This is a genomic window from Actinoplanes sp. NPDC051494 (assembly GCF_044454705.1).
Classification (GTDB): domain Bacteria; phylum Actinomycetota; class Actinomycetes; order Mycobacteriales; family Micromonosporaceae; genus Actinoplanes.
In genome coordinates this window covers 962,892-980,485 of sequence record NZ_JBITDZ010000001.1, presented here as the reverse complement: position 1 = coordinate 980,485, position 17,594 = coordinate 962,892, and the positions used below count along the sequence as shown (strand labels likewise).

General features: G+C 70.9%; 13 protein-coding genes. 9 read left to right on the top strand and 4 right to left on the bottom strand.

Annotated features, from left to right (window positions below; all coding sequences use genetic code 11):
* Positions 1-135 precede the first annotated feature (135 nt).
* Positions 136-1,158: a LacI family DNA-binding transcriptional regulator gene (locus tag ACIA6A_RS04555; RefSeq protein ID WP_396095984.1), complete on the top strand. Its 1,023-nt coding sequence runs from the start codon at positions 136-138 to the stop codon at positions 1,156-1,158.
* Here ACIA6A_RS04555 and ACIA6A_RS04550 read toward each other — a convergent pair.
* The gene (locus ACIA6A_RS04550) at positions 1,152-1,988 is read right to left on the bottom strand and encodes an oxidoreductase (protein WP_396095983.1); all 837 of its coding nucleotides are present in this window, start codon (positions 1,986-1,988) and stop codon (positions 1,152-1,154) included. The two genes, ACIA6A_RS04555 and ACIA6A_RS04550, sit on opposite strands and share 7 nt — an antisense overlap.
* Before the next feature lie 85 nt (positions 1,989-2,073).
* On the opposite strand from ACIA6A_RS04550, the gene ACIA6A_RS04545 reads away from it, so the two are divergent.
* From ACIA6A_RS04545 to ACIA6A_RS04535, 3 genes are read left to right on the top strand one after another with little or no spacing between them, the layout of a single operon-like run.
* Positions 2,074-2,901, top strand: coding sequence for a helix-turn-helix transcriptional regulator (locus tag ACIA6A_RS04545; RefSeq protein ID WP_396095982.1), 828 nt, complete (start codon positions 2,074-2,076; stop codon positions 2,899-2,901).
* A gap of 10 nt (positions 2,902-2,911) precedes the next feature.
* Entirely contained in the window at positions 2,912-3,751 is an 840-nt protein-coding gene (locus ACIA6A_RS04540; RefSeq protein ID WP_396095981.1) for a PHP domain-containing protein, read from the top strand.
* 16 nt (positions 3,752-3,767) lie between these two features.
* Positions 3,768-6,014, top strand: a complete 2,247-nt coding sequence (locus tag ACIA6A_RS04535; protein WP_396095980.1) for an ATP-binding protein — start codon at positions 3,768-3,770, stop codon at positions 6,012-6,014.
* Here ACIA6A_RS04535 and ACIA6A_RS04530 read toward each other — a convergent pair.
* The 3 genes from ACIA6A_RS04530 to ilvD all read right to left on the bottom strand — a co-directional run bounded on the left by ACIA6A_RS04530 (position 5,993) and on the right by ilvD (position 10,136).
* Complete coding sequence (locus tag ACIA6A_RS04530; protein WP_396095979.1) at positions 5,993-6,391, bottom strand: response regulator; 399 nt, start codon at positions 6,389-6,391, stop codon at positions 5,993-5,995. The two genes, ACIA6A_RS04535 and ACIA6A_RS04530, sit on opposite strands and share 22 nt — an antisense overlap.
* Positions 6,384-8,066, bottom strand: coding sequence for a PP2C family protein-serine/threonine phosphatase (locus ACIA6A_RS04525; protein ID WP_396096451.1), 1,683 nt, complete (start codon positions 8,064-8,066; stop codon positions 6,384-6,386). Before ACIA6A_RS04525 ends, ACIA6A_RS04530 begins: the two co-directional genes overlap by 8 nt.
* Positions 8,067-8,288: 222 nt before the next feature.
* Positions 8,289-10,136 (bottom strand): dihydroxy-acid dehydratase, encoded by a 1,848-nt coding sequence (ilvD, locus tag ACIA6A_RS04520; RefSeq protein WP_396095978.1) that lies wholly within the window; start codon positions 10,134-10,136, stop codon positions 8,289-8,291.
* A 114-nt stretch (positions 10,137-10,250) separates the two neighbouring features.
* Between ilvD and ACIA6A_RS04515 the strand changes: the two genes are divergently transcribed.
* The 5 genes from ACIA6A_RS04515 to mpgS all read left to right on the top strand — a co-directional run bounded on the left by ACIA6A_RS04515 (position 10,251) and on the right by mpgS (position 17,587).
* Positions 10,251-12,620 (top strand): putative bifunctional diguanylate cyclase/phosphodiesterase, encoded by a 2,370-nt coding sequence (locus ACIA6A_RS04515; RefSeq protein ID WP_396095977.1) that lies wholly within the window; start codon positions 10,251-10,253, stop codon positions 12,618-12,620.
* Positions 12,621-12,767: 147 nt separating this feature from the next.
* Positions 12,768-14,588, top strand: coding sequence for an acetolactate synthase large subunit (locus ACIA6A_RS04510; protein WP_396095976.1), 1,821 nt, complete (start codon positions 12,768-12,770; stop codon positions 14,586-14,588).
* Positions 14,585-15,109: an acetolactate synthase small subunit gene (gene ilvN / locus ACIA6A_RS04505; RefSeq protein ID WP_396095975.1), complete on the top strand. Its 525-nt coding sequence runs from the start codon at positions 14,585-14,587 to the stop codon at positions 15,107-15,109. Before ACIA6A_RS04510 ends, ilvN begins: the two co-directional genes overlap by 4 nt.
* A 27-nt stretch (positions 15,110-15,136) precedes the next feature.
* Positions 15,137-16,150, top strand: a complete 1,014-nt coding sequence (gene ilvC / locus ACIA6A_RS04500; RefSeq protein WP_396095974.1) for a ketol-acid reductoisomerase — start codon at positions 15,137-15,139, stop codon at positions 16,148-16,150.
* A gap of 174 nt (positions 16,151-16,324) precedes the next feature.
* A complete protein-coding gene (gene mpgS, locus ACIA6A_RS04495; protein ID WP_396095973.1) occupies positions 16,325-17,587 on the top strand; it encodes a mannosyl-3-phosphoglycerate synthase in 1,263 nt (420 codons plus the stop codon).
* The last annotated feature ends 7 nt before the right edge of the window (positions 17,588-17,594 follow it).

Genomic DNA, 17,594 nt, shown 5'->3' with positions numbered 1-17,594 from the left:
GTTTTCGCAGGCACCATGCCTGATGATCTAGGTCACTTAAACGGTAAAGCGATCGGCCCTCGCGTCGGCAAATTGGCGGCGCTGTAGGTTGAGAGCGCTCCATCAGTGCGCCGAGTTCAGAGAGAGGCGGGGCTCGTGAAGCGCCCGACGATCGCCGACATCGCCCGCAAAGCCGGCGTCTCCAAGGGGGCGGTGTCGTACGCCCTCAACGGTCAGCCCGGCGTCTCCGAGGCCACCCGACAGCGCATCATGGCCATCGCCGCGGAGATCGGCTTCAACCCGCACAGCGCCGCCCGCGCTCTGTCCGGGGCCAGCTCCCGGGCGGTCGGCCTGACCCTGAGCCGGCCCGCCCGAATACTGAGCATCGAGCCGTTCTTCATGGGCCTGATCAGCGGCTTCGAGCAGGAGCTGGCCGCCCGGTCCTACGCGCTGACCCTGCAGGTCGTGGCCAGCCCGTCGGCCGAGACCGAGGTCTACCGCCGCTGGTGGGGCGAGCGCCGGGTGGACGGCGTGTTCGTCACCGACCTGCGCGAGAACGACGTCCGCATCCCGGTCCTCAACGAGCTCCAGCTCCCGGCCGTGGTGATCGGCGGCCCCGGCGACACCGGCCGGCTCACCCAGCTCTGGTCGGACGACGCCGGCGCCATCCGTGAGGCGGTGGGTTACCTCATGGCGCTCGGGCACCGGCGCATCGCCCGCGTCGGCGGCCTGCCCGACCTGCTGCACACCCAGGCCCGCACCCACGCGTTCGCCGAGGTCTGCACGTCACTGGGCCTCGACGGCGCGGTGACCGTCCCGTCGGACTACACCGGCGAGGAAGGCGGGCGGGCCACCCGCCGGCTGCTGAGCGGCGGCGACCGTCCCACCGCGATCATCTATGACAACGACGTCATGGCGCTGGCGGGCCTGTCCGTCGCCCAGGAGATGGGCGTCTCGGTCCCCGCCGACCTGTCCATCGTGGCCTGGGACGACTCCCCGCTCTGCTCCCTGGTCCACCCACCCCTCACCGCCCTGACCCGCGACATAGCCGCGTACGGCGCGCACGCCGCCCGTCAGCTCCTGGCCGCGATCGACGGCACCCCGGTCCACGACGTCGAGGAGGGCACCGCCCACCTCACCCCCCGCGGCAGCACCGCCCCACCCCGCGACCCTCAGTGATCGGTGGAGAGTGAGAGTTCCTCCCAGGTGCTGAGGTCGTGGTCGACGGCCTCGCGGGCCGCCCGGACCACGCGCAGCGCATCGGAGCCGAGGACGAGATGGCGTGGCGGCTCGGGCGCGTCGAGGATCCGCAGGACAGCGGCGGCCGCGCGGGCCGGGTCACCGAGCTGCCGGCCACTGGCCTCGCGACGGGCCTCGCGAATGGGATCGAACAGATCGTCGTAGTCGGCGATCGAGCGCGGCGCGCGGGTCATCGAACGCCCGGCCCAGTCGGTGCGGAACGAACCGGGCTCGACGGCGGTGACGTGGATGCCGAACGCGGCGACCTCCTTGCCGAGCGATTCCAGGATGCCCTCCAGCGCGTACTTGCTGCCGCAGTAGGCGGAGACCCCGGGGAACCCGGCCAGGCCGCCCATCGAGGTGACGGCCAGGATGTGCCCGCGGCGGCGTTCGCGCATCCCCGGCAGGACGGCCCGGACGGTGGCGGCCGCCCCGAAGACGTTCACGTCGAACTGGGCGCGCAGGGCGGCGAGCGGGGTCTCCTCGAACGTGCCCTCCAGGCCGTACCCGGCGTTGGCGATGAGCACGTCGATCGGGCCGACGGTCCGCTCCGCGTCCTGCACCACCGCGACCACCGCCTCGTCGTCGGTGACGTCGAGGACCCGGGCGTGGGCACGTTCCGGATGCAGTGCGGTGAAGGCCGCCAGGTCGGCGTCCGTGCGAACGGTCCCGGCCACGACGTGCCCGGCCGCCAGGGCGGCGACGGCGAAAGCACGGCCGAGGCCACTGCTGACCCCGGTGATCAAAAACGTTCTGGGCGTACGAGTCATGCCCCGAGCCTGTCCGCCACCGACGGCCGTAACCAGGACATGACGTACCCAGGCACACCGCCGGGACGCGGCCTAGCCTGGCAGGGTGAGCCGCAACGACCTCGGCGAGTTCCTCCGCGCGCACCGCTCCCGGCTGCGCCCGGACGAGGTGGGCCTGCGGTCGTACGGCAAGCGCCGGGTCGCGGGTCTGCGCCGCGAGGAGGTCGCCGTCCTGGCCGGCATGAACGGCGACTACTACGCCCGGCTGGAACAGGGCCGCGAGCGCAGCCCGTCCCCGCAGGTCCTCGACGCGATCAGCGGCGCGCTGCGGTTGGACGGCCCGGCCCGCGAGCACCTGTTCCGGCTGGCCGGGACGCTGCCGGACACCCGGCGGACGCCGCAGGAGACGGTCAGCACGCCGCTGACGCACCTGCTCGACGGCTTCGCGGCCGCCCCCGCGTTCGTGCTGAACCCGGCGAAGGACATCATCGCGGTCAACGCCCTGGCCGCCGCGCTGTTCGCCCCGTTCGCGACGCTCGACAACCTGGCCCGCATGACGTTCCTCGACCCGGTGGCCCACCGGTTCTTCGCCGACTGGGAGACGTTCGCCGCGTCGATCGTGGCCGGCCTGCGCCACGCCGGCGGCCTCGACCCCGGGTATGCCCGGCTGAGCGAGCTGGTGCGTTCGCTCAGCGGGCAGAGTGAGGCCTTCGCCGCGCTCTGGTCCGCCCACGCCGTGCACGGCAAGACCCAGGACCCCATCGAGCTCGTCCATCCCGACGCCGGGCCGCTCTCCCTCGTCTCCCAGTCCTTCGACGTGCGCGGCGCCCCGGGCCAGCTCCTCGTCGTCTACCAACCCGAGCCCGGCAGCCCCAGCGCCCTGGCACTCACCCTGCTCGGTGCTCTGCGCGCAGCGGAAACTTTGATCATCTAGCGTGGGTGCGGTGACGACACCTGCGGACGGCCACGTGCACAGCGAATGGTCCTGGGACGCGACCAACGGGGCCATGGAGAAGACCTGCGCGCGGGCGGTCGAGATCGGCCTCCCGGCGATCGCGTTCACCGAGCACGTCGACTTCTCCCGGTGGGTGGTCGCGGCCGATGTCCTCGCCCGGTCCGCGATCCGGCGCGAACTGACCGGCCCGGACGGCATCCTGGTGCCGCCGCCGCTCGACCGCGAGGGCTACTTCGCGTCCCTGGAACGCTGCCGGGACCTGTTCCCCTCATTGCGCATCATCAGCGGCGTGGAGCTGGGCGAACCGCACCGGCACGGCGACGCGGTGGCCGGTCTGCTCGGCGACGGAGCCTTCGAACGGGTGCTCGGCTCGCTGCACTGCCTGCCCGCCGAGGACGGCCGGCTCGCCGAGGCCAACGGCCGCTACGGCACCACGTCGGCGCCCGACGTGCTCCGCGAATACCTGGCCGAGCTGGCCCGGCTGGTCGCCCGGTCGGACGCTTTCGAGGTGCTCGCCCACATCGACTACGCGGTCCGCGGCTGGCCGGCGGCGGCCGGCCCGTTCGACCCGGGCCACTACGAGGACGAGTTCCGGCACGTCCTGCGCGCCCTGGCCGCCACCGACCGGGCCCTGGAGGTCAACACCCGGATCCCCCTGGCCGCCACGATCGTCGGCTGGTGGCGCGACGAGGGCGGCAAGGTGGTCACCTTCGGCAGCGACGCCCACCTCCCCGACGCGGTCGGCAACGGCCTGGCCGAAGCGGTCGACATGGTCGAGGCCTTCGGTTTCCGGCCGGGCGCCCATCCGTACGACCGCTGGTTCGTCTAGGGCCTAATGTCGACGGGTGACTGACGAGACCTGGCTGTCCGAGCGCACCTCTGCCGCTGAGCGGGAGACCGGCACCCCGTTCGACCTGGCGGATTGTGTGCGGGAGCCGATTCACCGGCTCGGTGGGGTGCAGTCGTACGGTGCCCTGGTCGCGCTGGACGGGGACGAGGTCGTGGTGGCCAGCGCCAACGCCGGGGGGATGCTCGGGCCCGTCGGCGAGGGGCTGTTGAGCGCCGGGCAGCTGGACTCGCTGCGGGCACTGGCCGACGCGGACACCGGGCAGACCGCGATGATGCCGATCGAGCTGGGGGCCGGGCGTTTCGACGTCACGGTGCACCGCTCCGGTGGGTTGCTGGTGCTGGAGTTCGAGCCGGCGCAGGGGTCGCCGCACGAGTTCACCGCGTTCTACGGGCCGATCCGGCAGGCGCTGGTGCGGATGCAGCGGGCCGCGACGGTTGCCGAGGCGTGCCAGGCCGCGGTGCGGGAGGTCCGGGCCATCACCGGGTACGACCGGGTGGTCGCCTACCGCTTCGAGTCCACCGACGGGCCCGGGGAGGTCGTCGCAGAGGAAGTGGTGCCGGAGTGGGAGCCGTGGCTCGGGCTGTGGTTCCCGGCCACCGACATCCCGCCGCAGGCCCGCCGGTTGTACGAGCGGAACTGGATCCGGATCATCGCGGACGTCGGCGACGTGACCGAGCGGCTGGTGCCCGAGGCCGTGCCGGGGACCGGGGAGCCGCTGGACCTGTCGCTGTCGGTGCTGCGTACGGTGTCGCCGTTCCACCTGGAGTATCTGCGCAACATCGGGGTGACCTCGTCGATGTCGGTGTCGCTGCTGCGTGACGGCCGGCTGTGGGGGCTGATCGCCTGTCACGGGCGGGCCGTGCAACCGTTGAGCCCGCAGCTGCGGGCGGCCTGCGAGTTCTTCGGGGCGGCGCTGTCGTTGCACCTCGCGGCGTTGCGGGAGCGCGACGAGGCGGCGGCCCGGGAACGGTCGCGGACGGTCATCGCCCGGCTGATGGAGAGCGTCGCCGCGGATCTGCCCACCGGGTGGGCCGCCGGGCCCGCCGGGCTGGAACGGGTGGTCGACTGCGACGCGGTGGCCGTACGCACCGGTGGCCGGACCATCGTGCACGGCGCTGGGATGGATGCGGGGCCGGACGCGGTGGCAGTGGCCGCTCTTGAAGCCGCGCTGCCGTCGCTGAACGCCGGGGAGTTGTGGCACAGCGACCGTCTCGGTGAGGATCTGCCGGCGATGGCGGTGCACGCCGACCGCCTCGACGGCGCGATGGTGCTGCCGTTGAGCGCCTCCGGCGACCACATCATCTGGCTGCGCCGCGAGCGTACGGTCTCCCGGCGCTGGGCCATCGACCCGGAGAATCCCGTGGTGCTCGGCCCGCACGGCACCCGGCTGACCCCGCGCGGGTCGACGGCGGTGTTCCTCGCCTCGGTCCGGGGCCGCAGCATGCCCTGGTCGGCGACGGACGTGGCGATGGTCACCGAGCTGGGCCGGGGTCTCATGGAGATCGCGGTCGTGCACGCCCGGCAGCTGCTGGCCCTGAACACCGAGCTGAGCCGCAGCAACATCGACCTGGACTCGTTCGCGCACGCCGCGGCGCACGACCTCAAGGAACCGCTGCGGGGGATCGCCAACACCGCGACGTTCATCATCGAGGACGCGGCCGACGAGCTGGACCCGGTGAGCGTGCGGCGGCTGGACTCGATCCAGCGCCTCGCGACCCGGATGGACGAGCTGCTCAACGCACTGCTGTACTACTCCCGTCTCGGGCGTACCGAGCTGCGCCGGGAGCCGGTCAACCTGCGGGCCGCGGTGCTGCACGCGCTGGAGGTGGCCGGGCCGCGGCTGGAGGAGGCCGGTGTCGAGGTGGAGCTGCCGGACCCGGCGCCGATGCTGGCCGCCGACCCGGTGCTCTTCGACGAGGTGCTGGTCAACCTGCTGGTCAACGCCGCCAAGTACGCCCGGGTGGACGGTCCGCGCCGGGTGGCCGTGGGCTGCGAGGGTTCGGCGCTGTTCGTCCGCGACAACGGGCTCGGGATGCCGCCGCACCTGCGGGAGCAGGCGTTCCAGCTGTTCCGGCGGCTGCACCCGAAGGCGGATCAGCCGGACGGCTCGGGTGCCGGGCTGGCGATCGTGCGGCGGATCGTGGAACGGCACGGCGGCCGGACCTGGGCCGAGGAGTCCGCCGGTGGGGGTACGACGATGTGGGCGACGTTCCCCGAGGATCAGGGTCTCGAGCGCCAGTAGTCCAGGGTCTGCTGCAGCACCGTACGGAAGAGGGCGAAGTTGATCGGCTTGTAGATGTAGCTGTCCGCCCCGGCGGCGTAACAGGCGTCGGCCTCGGCCTGGTCCTCCGACGACGTGAACACGACGAGCGTCAGCCCGGCCAGGGCCGGTTCGGAGCGGACCCGTTTGATGACGTCGAGGCCGCCCTCGCCGGGCATGTTCAGATCCAGCAGGACCAGCCGGGGCCGGATCGCGCCGGGGGCGGTCAGCCGGGGCAGTACCTCGGCGCCGGAGCGCAGGAATTCCAGCTCGACCGCCGGGTGCGACTTCCCGATCGCCCGGCCGATCGCCTCGACGTCCTCGTCGGTGTCCTCGACGACCAGGATCAGGTCAGCCATCGTCGGGCTCCCCGGCTCGGACCGCCAGCACGGCGATGTCATCGGAACCTGCGCCACCGAACGCGGCGGAGGCCTGGCTCACCTCGTGCACGAGCGTCTCGACCGGGGTGTCACGGAGGCGTTCGAGCGTGGCGGCCAGCGCCTCGTGCTCGAACATCACCCCGTCACCGTCCCGGCTCTCGGTCAGCCCGTCGGTGAACATCAACAGGGTGTCACCCGGCGCCAGGTGCAGCCGGGAGTGGCCGATCCGGGGCTGGGGGAGCACACCCAGTGGCACCCCGCCGCCCCGGGCGGGCTCGGCGGGCCGGCCGCGGCGCAGCACGATGGGGACCGGATGGCCGGCCGACATGTAGCGCACGCCGAGCCCGCCCCCGGCGGCCGGGCGCAGCGTGGCCATCCCGGCGGTGACGAACCGCCACGAGCCGTCGCGGCGCAGACCGGCGTTGAGGCGGGCGAACGCGCGGGCCGGTGACACTCCCTCCTGCAGCAGCGTGCCGAGGGTGTGCCGGGCCATGCCGGTCAGGGCCGCGGCCTCCGGGCCTCGGCCGCACACGTCGCCGATCAGCGCCGACACGACCCCGTCCGGGCGGGCCACCACGTCGTAGAAGTCGCCGCCGACCTCGGTGACCCGGTCGCCGACCGCGTACGACGCGGCCATCGTGAGGCCGGCGACAACGGGCAGCCGGCTGGGCAGCAGGTGCTGCTGCATCGTGACCACGTCGCGGCGGAGCTGTTCGTACAGCTCGCCGTTGTCGATCGCGAGCGCGGCCCGGTAGGCGAGGTCGCGCAGGAAGTCCGGCGGTGGGATCCGGTCGTCGTCGCGGTCGAACAGGAACAGCAGCACCCCGAGCACCCGCCCGCGCGCCCGCAGGACCTGGGCGTGGATGGTCCGGGTCCCGGTCGTCTCGAGCAGGCCGGCCTGGACCCGCTGCAGCGTCCCGTCGACGGCCTGGCTCGCGAGTTCGGTCAGGCATCCGGCGGTTCGCGGGTCGGCGAGCGCGGCGTCCAGCCGCCGCATGTCGACGTGCACACCGTTGCGCAGCACCAGCTTGTGGTCCTCCCGGACGTAGACGAGGCAGCCCTCGGCGATGGCCGGCACCGCCATCCGGGCCACCCGGTGCATGGTCTGGGTGGTGTCGAGGACGGCGTCCATCTGCAGCGAGGCCTCGGCCAGCAGGGCATCGCGGACCTGCTGTTCCTCCTCGGCCCGGCCGGACAGCAGCCGGCGCACCGCCTCCCGGGTCACGTCGATGACCTGCCCGAGGCAGGCGGTGACCCGGTCCGGGTCGGCCTGCTCATCGGTGATCGCCATGATGGTGCCCGGCGCGTCACCCGGCACCTCGAAGCCTGCGATCACCGCCGATCGCGCGCCCCGGTCGCGGAGCCGTTCGAAACCCGGGCCGTCCATCCCGCCCTGCTGAGCGATTCGTCGCGCCAACGGCCGGTCTTCGACCGTCAAGGGCAGACCGGCCCATCGGTACGCGGAGACGGCGCCGTCCCGGTCGTGCCGCAGCCCCCATACGGCCAGCACCCCGGGCTCGCCGAGCAGCGGCGGCAGCACCAGCTCGGCCAGCTCGTCCCGGGCGCTGATCATGGAAACGGCACTCCAGAGGCGGTGCAGCGTGGCCGCCCACCTCATCTCCGACCCGTGCACCCCGCGCACCCCCTCGTCCATCGTCTTCACGCAGCGTAATAGGCCAACGGGCCGCGGCAAGTATCCGATGATCGTTGCACTGGTGCAAGTAATGGGTCGGCGCCGGGCCGGCGGATGAGCCCGGCGGACGTGCGACCGGCCCGGCCACGCACGGAGATCCGTGGTGGCCGGGCCGGTCGCTGATGCTTTTCGGGACCCGTAGGTCGTACTTATGTGGTCGGTCTTGTTCCGCCTTGTTCCGGTTTATTCCGGGACGCGGCGGTAGGCGCCGTCGCTGGCGCTGGTGGCCATCGAGGCGTAGGCGCGCAGCGCGGCGGAGACCGGGCGGACCCGGTCGACCGGGCTGTAGGGCTTGAGCCGGCGTTCCTGCTCGTGGCGACGCTGGGCCAGGTCCTCGTCGGTGACGTTGAGTGTGATCGAGCGGCCCGGGATGTCGATGGTGATCTCGTCGCCGGTCTCGACGAGCGAGATCAGGCCGCCCGAGGCCGCCTCCGGGGAGACGTGGCCGATGGAGAGGCCGCTCGTGCCGCCGGAGAACCGGCCGTCGGTGATCAGCGCGCAGGCCTTGCCCAGGCCACGGCCCTTGAGGAAGCTCGTGGGATAGAGCATTTCCTGCATGCCGGGGCCGCCGCGGGGGCCTTCGTAGCGGATGACCACGACGTCGCCCGCGAGGACCCGCTTGCCGAGGATGCCGTCGACCGCGTCGTCCTGGCTCTCGAAGACCCGGGCCGGGCCGGTGAACTTCCACAGCGACTCGTCCACGCCGGCGGTCTTGACGACGCAGCCGTCCGGAGCGAGGTTGCCGAACAGGATGGCCAGGCCACCATCGACGGTGTACGCGTGCTCGACCGACCGGATGCAGCCACCCTCGGCGTCGGTGTCGAGCGTCGCCCAGCGGTTCTCGGTGGAGAACGGCTGGGTGGTGCGGACCCCGCCGGGAGCCGCGTGGAAGAGTTGAAGTGCCTGCTCGGTGGGCTTGCCGCCGCGGATGTCCCAGTCGTCGAGCCACGACTGCAGGTCGGGGGAGTGCACCGAGCGGACGTTCGTCCTGAGCGCGCCGCCGCGGTTGAGCTCGCCCATCAGCGCCGGGATGCCACCGGCCCGGTGGACGTCCTCCATGTGGTATTTCGGGCTGTTCGGGGCGACCTTGGCCAGGCACGGCACCCGGCGCGAGGTGGCGTCGATGTCGGCGACGCTGAAGTCGAGCTCGGCCTCACGGGCCGCGGCCAGCAGGTGCAGCACCGTGTTGGTGGAGCCGCCCATCGCCACGTCGAGCGCGACCGCGTTCTCGAACGCGTCCCGGTTGGCGATGCTGCGGGGCAGCACGCTCTCGTCGTCGTTCTCGTAGTACTGCTTCGCGATGTCGACGATCAGCTCGCCGGCCTTCTCGAAGAGCGCCTTGCGGGAGGCGTGCGTGGCCAGCGTCGAGCCGTTGCCGGGCAGCGCCAGGCCGATCGCCTCGGTGAGGCAGTTCATCGAGTTGGCGGTGAACATGCCGGAACACGAACCGCAGGTCGGGCACGCCGAGCGCTCGATCGTGCCGAGCTGCTCGTCGGTGACGCTCTCGTTGGCACTGGCCGACATCGCGTCGACGAGGTCGAGCTTCTCGTGCACCACACCCTCGATGGCGACCGTCTTGCCGGCCTCCATCGGGCCGCCGGAGACGAAGACCGTCGGGATGTTGAGCCGCAGCGCGGCGATCAGCATGCCGGGGGTGATCTTGTCGCAGTTCGAGATGCAGACCAGGGCGTCGGCGCAGTGCGCGTTGACCATGTATTCCACGGCGTCGGCGATGAGCTCGCGGCTGGGCAGCGAATAGAGCATGCCGCCGTGGCCCATGGCGATGCCGTCGTCGACCGCGATCGTGTTGAACTCGCGGCCGACCCCGCCCGCCGCGGCGATGGAGTCGGCGACGAGACCGCCCATGTCCTTGAGGTGGACGTGCCCCGGTACGAACTGGGTGAAGCTGTTGGCAATCGCCACGATGGGTTTGCCGAAGTCGTCGTCGGTCATGCCGGTGGCGCGCCAGAGGGCGCGGGCGCCGGCCATCGTCCGACCGTGTGTTGAGGTCCGGGAACGCAGCTCAGGCATTACTCCATACTGCCACCGCCGGTAAGGACCGGCACCGTGTCGGGGAGCACGTCGTCCACAGGTCGGGACGCCCCGGGTCTCGTGTAAATGATCGTTGTACGGCAGAGTGTCCCCGTGCACTCACCGTCCGGCGTGGAGCTGGCCGGGCTGGCGAGCTTCCTGATCGCTGTCCCGGCTGTGGCAGTGCTGGCCAGTTCCGGTCGCCGGCACACCGGGGCGGCCCGCCGCGCCCACCAGTTGCTGGCCGCCGGCGCCGCCGTCACCACCGCCGCCGCGCTCGCCGGGGCGCTGAGCGCGCTGATCATGGCGCACGGCACCGATCCGCACCTGCGCACGCTGGGGCAGACGGTCGCGGTGGCCATGGCGCTGGGCACCGTCACCCTGCTCACCGGCACCCTGATGCTGCCCGGAGCCGCCGAGAACCGCCGGGCGGCGCTGCGGCACCTGCTCGACGGCCTGATCATCGCGGCGTCGCTCTGGTTCGTCGGCTGGGTGCTGGTCTGCCCGCCGACGAAGATCCTGGGTTCCGTCACCCCGGTGCAGTGCATCTCCGTGCTGCTCCCGGCCGGTGTCGCCGCGGTGGCCGTCGGCCTCACCACGATCCTCGCCATGCACGCGCACCGGCCCCGGCACATCACGGTCCGGGTCGCCGCCGGGGTGACCGTCGTCGCGGTCGCCGCCACCGCGCTGTCCAGCGGCATCTGCCAGGGCTCGGCCGCGCTGGTACTGTTCAGCGCCGTCCTGCTGCCGGCCGGGCTGTTCGTCGTCGCGCGCGGGGTCCGCACCGCGGATCTCCCGGTCACCGTCAGCGGGGACATCATCCAGCGCGGCTCCGGGTACGCGTTCGTCCCGATGGCCGCCATGATCATCGCCGGCACGTTCCACATCCTGGCCGGTGGCCAGTTCACCGCGTGGGGCTTCTTCGGTGTCTGCGTGGAAGGGTTCGCGCTGGTCACCCGCCAGTATCTGGCGCTCGGTGACGTCCGCGACCACACCCTGCTGCTCCGGCAGCGGGAGGCGCACTTCCGCGAGCTGGCCCACACCGATCCGCTGACCGGGCTCGCCAACCGCCGCGGCCTGGTCCGGGCGCTGCGCGAACGAGATCCCGGCCGGCGCACCCTGGTCAGCCTCGACCTCGACGGCTTCAAGAACGTCAACGACATGCGCGGGCACGACGTCGGCGACCTGGTGCTGGCCGAGGTCGGCGACCGGCTGCGGCGCAACCTGCGCGACGGCGACGTGGCGGCCCGGCTCGGCGGCGACGAGTTCGCGGTGCTGATGGCGGCCACCCCCGACGAGGCCCTCGCGGCCGGCCGGCGGCTGCTCACCGTGCTCTGCGAGCCCTACGAGACCGGCGCCGGACCGGTCTTCCTCTCGGCCAGCGTCGGCGTGGCGGGATCGCCCGCCCCGGGTGACACCGGCGAGCTGATGCGCGACGCCGACCTGGCCCTGCGCTATGCCAAGCAGCGCGGCAAGAACCGCGTCGAGCGTTACCAGAAGCAGTACGACGAGCTCCTGCGCCGGCACAGCGTGCTGGAGACCGAACTGCGCCAGGCCATCGACCGCGGTCAGCTGCGGCTGGTCTTCCAGCCGGTGGTCGCTCTGCCCTCGGTACGCCCGGTGGGTGCGGAGGCCCTGCTCCGCTGGACCCATCCGGAGCTGGGCGCGGTGCCCCCGGTCGAGTTCATCCCGGTCGCCGAGGAGTCGGATCTGATCTGCGTGCTCGGCACGTGGGTGCTCGACCAGGCCTGCGCGCAGCTCGCCCGCTGGCTCGCCGCCGGCCACGACGTGTGGGTGTCGGTCAACCTGTCACCCAAGGAGCTGCACGCCGCCGACTACGCCGGTCAGGTCGCCCGGGTGCTGCGCAAGTACGGCGTACCCCCGCAGCGGCTCGTGCTGGAGGTCACCGAGCACGCCGTCGCCACCGACATGGACGAGCTGATCCGGCGTCTGGTCGAGCTGCGGTCCACCGGGGTGCGGATCGCGCTGGACGATTTCGGCGCCGGGTATTCCTCGCTGGGCCAGCTGCGCAAGCTGCCGGTGGACATCCTCAAGATCGACCAGACGCTGGTGGCCGAGCCCGAGTCGCGTACCGGCATGGCCGCGCCGCTGGTCGACGTCGTGGTGCGGCTCGGGCACCGGCTGGGGCTGGAGGTGCTCGCCGAGGGCATCGGCACCCCGGCGCAGCGCGAGGTGGTCGAGGAGGCCGGCTGCCGGCTCGGGCAGGGCTCGCTGTTCGGCTGGGGCGTGCCACCCGAGCACCTGGAGGCCCAGTTGCGCAACGCGCGGCAGTCGGCGACCCGTCCGGTACCCGTCGCGCGGGCGCGTCCCAGTGTTACGCCGAGCGCACCGGCGCGCAGCCAGATCGTCATGCTCGGACCCGGGATGCGGCAGGTCAGGGCCGTTCTGCCGACCGACCCGTCCTTTTCGGGTGACCAAGATGTGAGATCAGTTGACGCACCACGTGAGATGGGGCAGTCTTAGCCGCATGTGTTCGTCGTTCCTCGTAGTACTTAGTTGAGCGCGCTGCCCCCGCTGAGTTTCTGGGCAGTGCGCTAGGTCCCGTGCGAAAGCACGCGGGCCTTTTTTGTTGCTCCGGGACGACCTAAAACCGACTGAAGGTCTCAAGCCATGACTAGACCCACGCCCGAGTCCCTCGCCCACCGAGCTACCCCGGCCACCGTCGCCGCGGCCACCGTGACGCCCGCCGTAACCCCGGTCGCGCCGACCGCGGTCACCGGCGCCAGTTCGCTCGTGCGGTCGCTCGAGGCGCTCGGCGTCGAGGTCGTCTTCGGCATCCCCGGCGGCACGATCCTGCCGGCGTACGACCCGCTGTACGACTCCAAGATCCGGCACATCCTCGTCCGCCACGAGCAGGGCGCGGGTCACGCCGCCACCGGATACGCCCAGGCCACCGGCAAGGTCGGCGTCTGTATCGCCACCTCCGGCCCGGGCGCCACCAACCTGGTCACCGCGATCGCCGACGCCTACATGGACTCGGTGCCGATCGTGGCGATCACCGGACAGGTGTCCCGGCCCTCGATCGGGACGGACGCCTTCCAGGAAGCGGACATCCAGGGCATCACCCTGCCCATCACGAAGCACAACTTCCTGATCCAGACGCCTGAGGAGATCCCTGAGGTCCTGGCGGAAGCCTTCCACCTGGCGTCGACCGGGCGCCCGGGTCCCGTGCTCGTGGACATCCCCAAGGACGTGCAGCAGGCGCAGACCACATTCGCCTGGCCGCCGGTGCTCGACCTGCCCGGCTACCGGCCGACGCTGCACCCGCACGGCAAGCAGATCCGCGAGGCGGCCCGGCTGATCGCCGCCGCCAAGCGCCCGGTGCTGTACGTCGGCGGCGGCGTGCTCAAGGCCGGCGCCACCGACGGGCTGCGCAAACTCGCCGAGCTCACCGGCATCCCGGTGGTCACCACGCTGATGGCGCTCGGGTCGTTCCCCGACTCGCACCCGCAGCACCTGGGCATGCCCGGCATGCACGGCACCGTCCCCGCGGTGTACGCGCTGCAGAAGTCCGACCTGCTGATCGTGCTCGGCGCCCGCTTCGACGACCGGGTGACCGGCAAGCTCGACTCGTTCGCCCCGGACGCCAAGGTGGTGCACGCCGACATCGACCCGGCCGAGATCGGCAAGAACCGGCACGCCGACGTCCCGATCGTGGGCGACGCGCGGCACGTCATCGACGAGCTGATCGCCGCGATCACCGGGCCCAGCGCCATCGATCCCTGGTGGGCCGCGCTCAACGACCTGCGCGAGCGTTACCCGCTCGGCTACGACGAGCCCACCGACGGCACGCTCGCCCCGCAGTACGTGATCGAGCGGATCGGCGAGCTGGTCGGCCCGGACGCCGTCTACGTCGCCGGCGTCGGCCAGCACCAGATGTGGGCGTCGCAGTTCATCAAGTACGAGAAGCCGGGCACCTGGCTCAACTCGGGTGGCGCCGGCACCATGGGATACGCGGTGCCCGCCGCGATGGGCGCCAAGGTCGGCCGGCCCGACACCGCGGTCTGGGCGATCGACGGCGACGGCTGCTTCCAGATGACCAACCAGGAGCTCGCCACCTGCGCGCTCGAGGGCATCCCGGTCAAGGTCGCGGTCATCAACAACGGCAACCTCGGCATGGTCCGGCAGTGGCAGACCCTGTTCTACGAGGGCCGCTACTCCAACACCGAGCTGGGCACCCACAAGCACCGCATCCCCGACTTCGTGAAGCTCGCCGAGGCGCTGGGCTGCGTCGGGCTGCGCTGCGAGTCCAAGGACGAGGTGGACGCCACCATCAAGGCGGCCATGGAGATCAACGACCGGCCCGTGGTCATCGACTTCACGGTCGGCAAGGACGCCATGGTCTGGCCCATGGTGGCCGCCGGCACGAGCAACGACGAGATCATGTTCGCCCGGGACGTGCGCCCCGCCTTCGAAGAGGACGACCTGTGAGCACCCTCAACAAACACACACTCTCCGTGCTGGTCGAGAACAAGCCCGGCGTCCTCGCCCGGGTGAGCGGCCTCTTCTCGCGGCGGAGCTTCAACATCGACTCCCTGGCGGTCGGCGAGACGGAGAACCCGGACGTCAGCCGCATCACGATCGTGGTCAACGCCGACTCCTCACCCCTGGAGCAGGTGACCAAGCAGCTCAACAAGCTGGTGAACGTCCTGAAGATCGTCGAGCTGGACCCGCAGCAGTCGGTCCAGCGCGAGCTCCTGCTGGTCAAGGTGCGCGCCGAACGCGCCGTGCGCGGCCAGGTGCTCGAGACCGTCGAACTCTTCCGGGCGAAGGTGATCGACGTCGCACCGGACACCCTCACGATCGAGGCGACCGGCAACCCCGACAAGCTGGACGCGTTGCTGCGCGATCTCGAGCCGTTCGGCATCAAAGAGATGGTGCAGTCCGGCCTGGTGGCCATCGGCCGCGGCTCGCGCTCCATTACCACCGGCCCAGCGCTTCGCGCCGCCTGATCAGCATTTCCATTTGAAAGGGAAGTCATGACCGCGGAAACGTTCTACGACGACGACGCCGACCTGTCCATCATCCAGGGGCGCAAGGTCGCCGTGATCGGGTACGGCAGCCAGGGTCACGCCCACTCGTTGTCGCTGCGCGACTCGGGCGTCGACGTCGTGATCGGTCTGAAGGACGGCTCCAAGAGCCGCGCCAAGGCGGAGGAGCAGGGCCTGAAGGTCCTCACCCCGGCCGAGGCCTCCGCCTGGGCCGACGTGATCATGGTGCTCGCTCCGGACACCGCGCAGCGCAAGATCTACACCGAGTCGATCGAGCCCCACCTGACCGCGGGCAAGGCCCTCTTCTTCGGTCACGGCCTCAACATCCGCTTCGAGCTGATCAAGCCGCCGGCCGACGTCGACGTGGCCATGGTCGCCCCCAAGGGCCCCGGCCACCTCGTCCGCCGCCAGTACGTCGACGGCAAGGGTGTGCCCGCGCTCATCGCCGTCGAGCAGGACCCGACCGGTGGCGCGCAGGCGCTCGCCCTGTCGTACGCGAAGGCGATCGGTGGCACCCGCGCCGGCGTCATCAAGACGACGTTCAAGGAAGAGACCGAGACCGACCTGTTCGGCGAGCAGGCGGTCCTCTGCGGTGGCGCGGCCGCGCTGGTGCAGACCGGCTTCGAGGTGCTGACCGAGGCCGGTTACGCCCCCGAGATCGCCTACTTCGAGTGCCTGCACGAGCTCAAGCTGATCGTCGACCTCATGTACGAGGGCGGCATCCAGCGGATGCGTTACAGCATCTCGGACACCGCCGAGTTCGGCGATTACACCCGTGGCCCGCGCGTGATCAACGCCGGGGTCAAGGAGGAGATGAAGAAGATCCTCTCCGAGATCCAGTCCGGCCAGTTCACCCGTGAGCTGATCGAGGACGACGAGAACGGTGGCCCGCTGCTCAAGAAGTACCGCGAGCAGGGCGCGGCCCACCCGATCGAGGTCACCGGCAACAAGCTGCGCGGCATGATGAGCTGGGTCGACCGCCCGCTCACCGAGACCGCCTGATATCTGTACGCCACGCCCGGGCCGCATCGTCATGATGACTGTGCGGCCCGGAGTGCGTGACGGGTTGATTACCTGAAACGTGGGCGTTACGTGCCGCTTACCTGATTGGCGTCGTCATCGAATTGTGCACTGTTCAGGCACTTGCGGGTGGTGTCGAACAGGTAGCCTCGCCGCATGCGACTGGCTGATTCTTTCCGGAGTGAGCGCTTCGGCGCGGTCCGGATTCATGAGCTCCAGAGGGTGATCGAGCTCGACTCGGGCGCCGTGCACGATACCGGCCAGCGGAACCTTTCAGCTGGTAGCCGCGTCGTGCCGCCGGAAGCAATGCGCGCTGTCGAGTCGCAAATGGTAATCGTCGTACCGTGCATGAATGAGACACGAAGCGTCATCGAAGGCGTGCTCTCCGGAATTCCCCACGACTGCCTCATTGTGCTCGTATCGAACAGCGACAGGAAGCCGGTCGACCGATACGAGATCGAGGCACAGACACTCGAGCAGTTCTGCCGGCTAGCCAACCGGTCCGCCATTGCCGTCCATCAGAAGGACCCCGGACTCGCGGCGGCCTTCAAAGCGGCCGGCATGGAAGAGCTCATCGGCGACGACGGTCTGGTCCGCAACGGCAAGGGCGAGGCCATGCTGATCGGCATGGCGGTGGCGGCGATGACCGGCCGCCGTTACCTCGGCTACGTCGACGCGGACAACTACGTACCGGGCGCGGTCAACGAGTACTGCAAGGCGTACGCGGCGGGCCTCCATCTGGCCGACAGCCCGTACTCGATGGTCCGCATCTCCTGGCACTCGAAGCCCAAACTCCGCGACGGCCGGCTGTTCTTCAGCCGCAAGGGCCGCAGCTCCCAGATCACCAACGAGTGGCTCAACAAGTTCATGGCCGAGTACTCCGGCTTCGGCACCGAGGTGATCGCCACCGGCAACGCGGGCGAACACGCCATGAGCCTCGACCTGGGCCTCAAACTGCGGCTCGCGGGCGGCTTCGCGGTCGAGCCCTACGAGTACATGGACCTGTTCGAGCAGTTCGGCGGCGTCCTGGAGAGTAACGACCCGGACGTGATGGCCAGCTCGGTGCCGATCATGCAGATCGAGACCCGTAACCCGCACTTCCACGACAACAAGGGGGAGGACCACGTCCAGGGCATGCGCATGCAGGCCCTCAACGTCGTGTTCCACTCCCCGGTGACCCCACCGTCGGTCCGTCAGGCCATCGTCGACTTCATGGTCTCCCAGGGCGCCCTCGAGGTGGGTCAGGAACCCCCGAGGGAACGGGTCTATCCGCCGGTGGGCAGCCTGGACCTCGAACTCCTCTACGACGGCCTGGACGCGGAAGCCCTGACCTTCCGCCAGTTCGACGGCCGGGCGTCGGCCGGCCTCGCGCCGTTCCCCCCGATCGTCCGCAACTCCATCCCGCGCCAGAAGGTCTGACAACACC

Coding starts and splice junctions, on each gene's coding strand:
- ACIA6A_RS04550 (WP_396095983.1), bottom strand. CDS start 1,988: ATGACTCGTACGCCCAGAACGTTTTTGATCACCGGGGTCAGCAGTGGC.
- ACIA6A_RS04530 (WP_396095979.1), bottom strand. CDS start 6,391: ATGGCTGACCTGATCCTGGTCGTCGAGGACACCGACGAGGACGTCGAG.
- ACIA6A_RS04525 (WP_396096451.1), bottom strand. CDS start 8,066: ATGGACGAGGGGGTGCGCGGGGTGCACGGGTCGGAGATGAGGTGGGCG.
- ilvD (WP_396095978.1), bottom strand. CDS start 10,136: ATGCCTGAGCTGCGTTCCCGGACCTCAACACACGGTCGGACGATGGCC.
- ACIA6A_RS04510 (WP_396095976.1), top strand. CDS start 12,768: ATGACTAGACCCACGCCCGAGTCCCTCGCCCACCGAGCTACCCCGGCC.
- ilvC (WP_396095974.1), top strand. CDS start 15,137: ATGACCGCGGAAACGTTCTACGACGACGACGCCGACCTGTCCATCATC.
- mpgS (WP_396095973.1), top strand. CDS start 16,325: ATGCGACTGGCTGATTCTTTCCGGAGTGAGCGCTTCGGCGCGGTCCGG.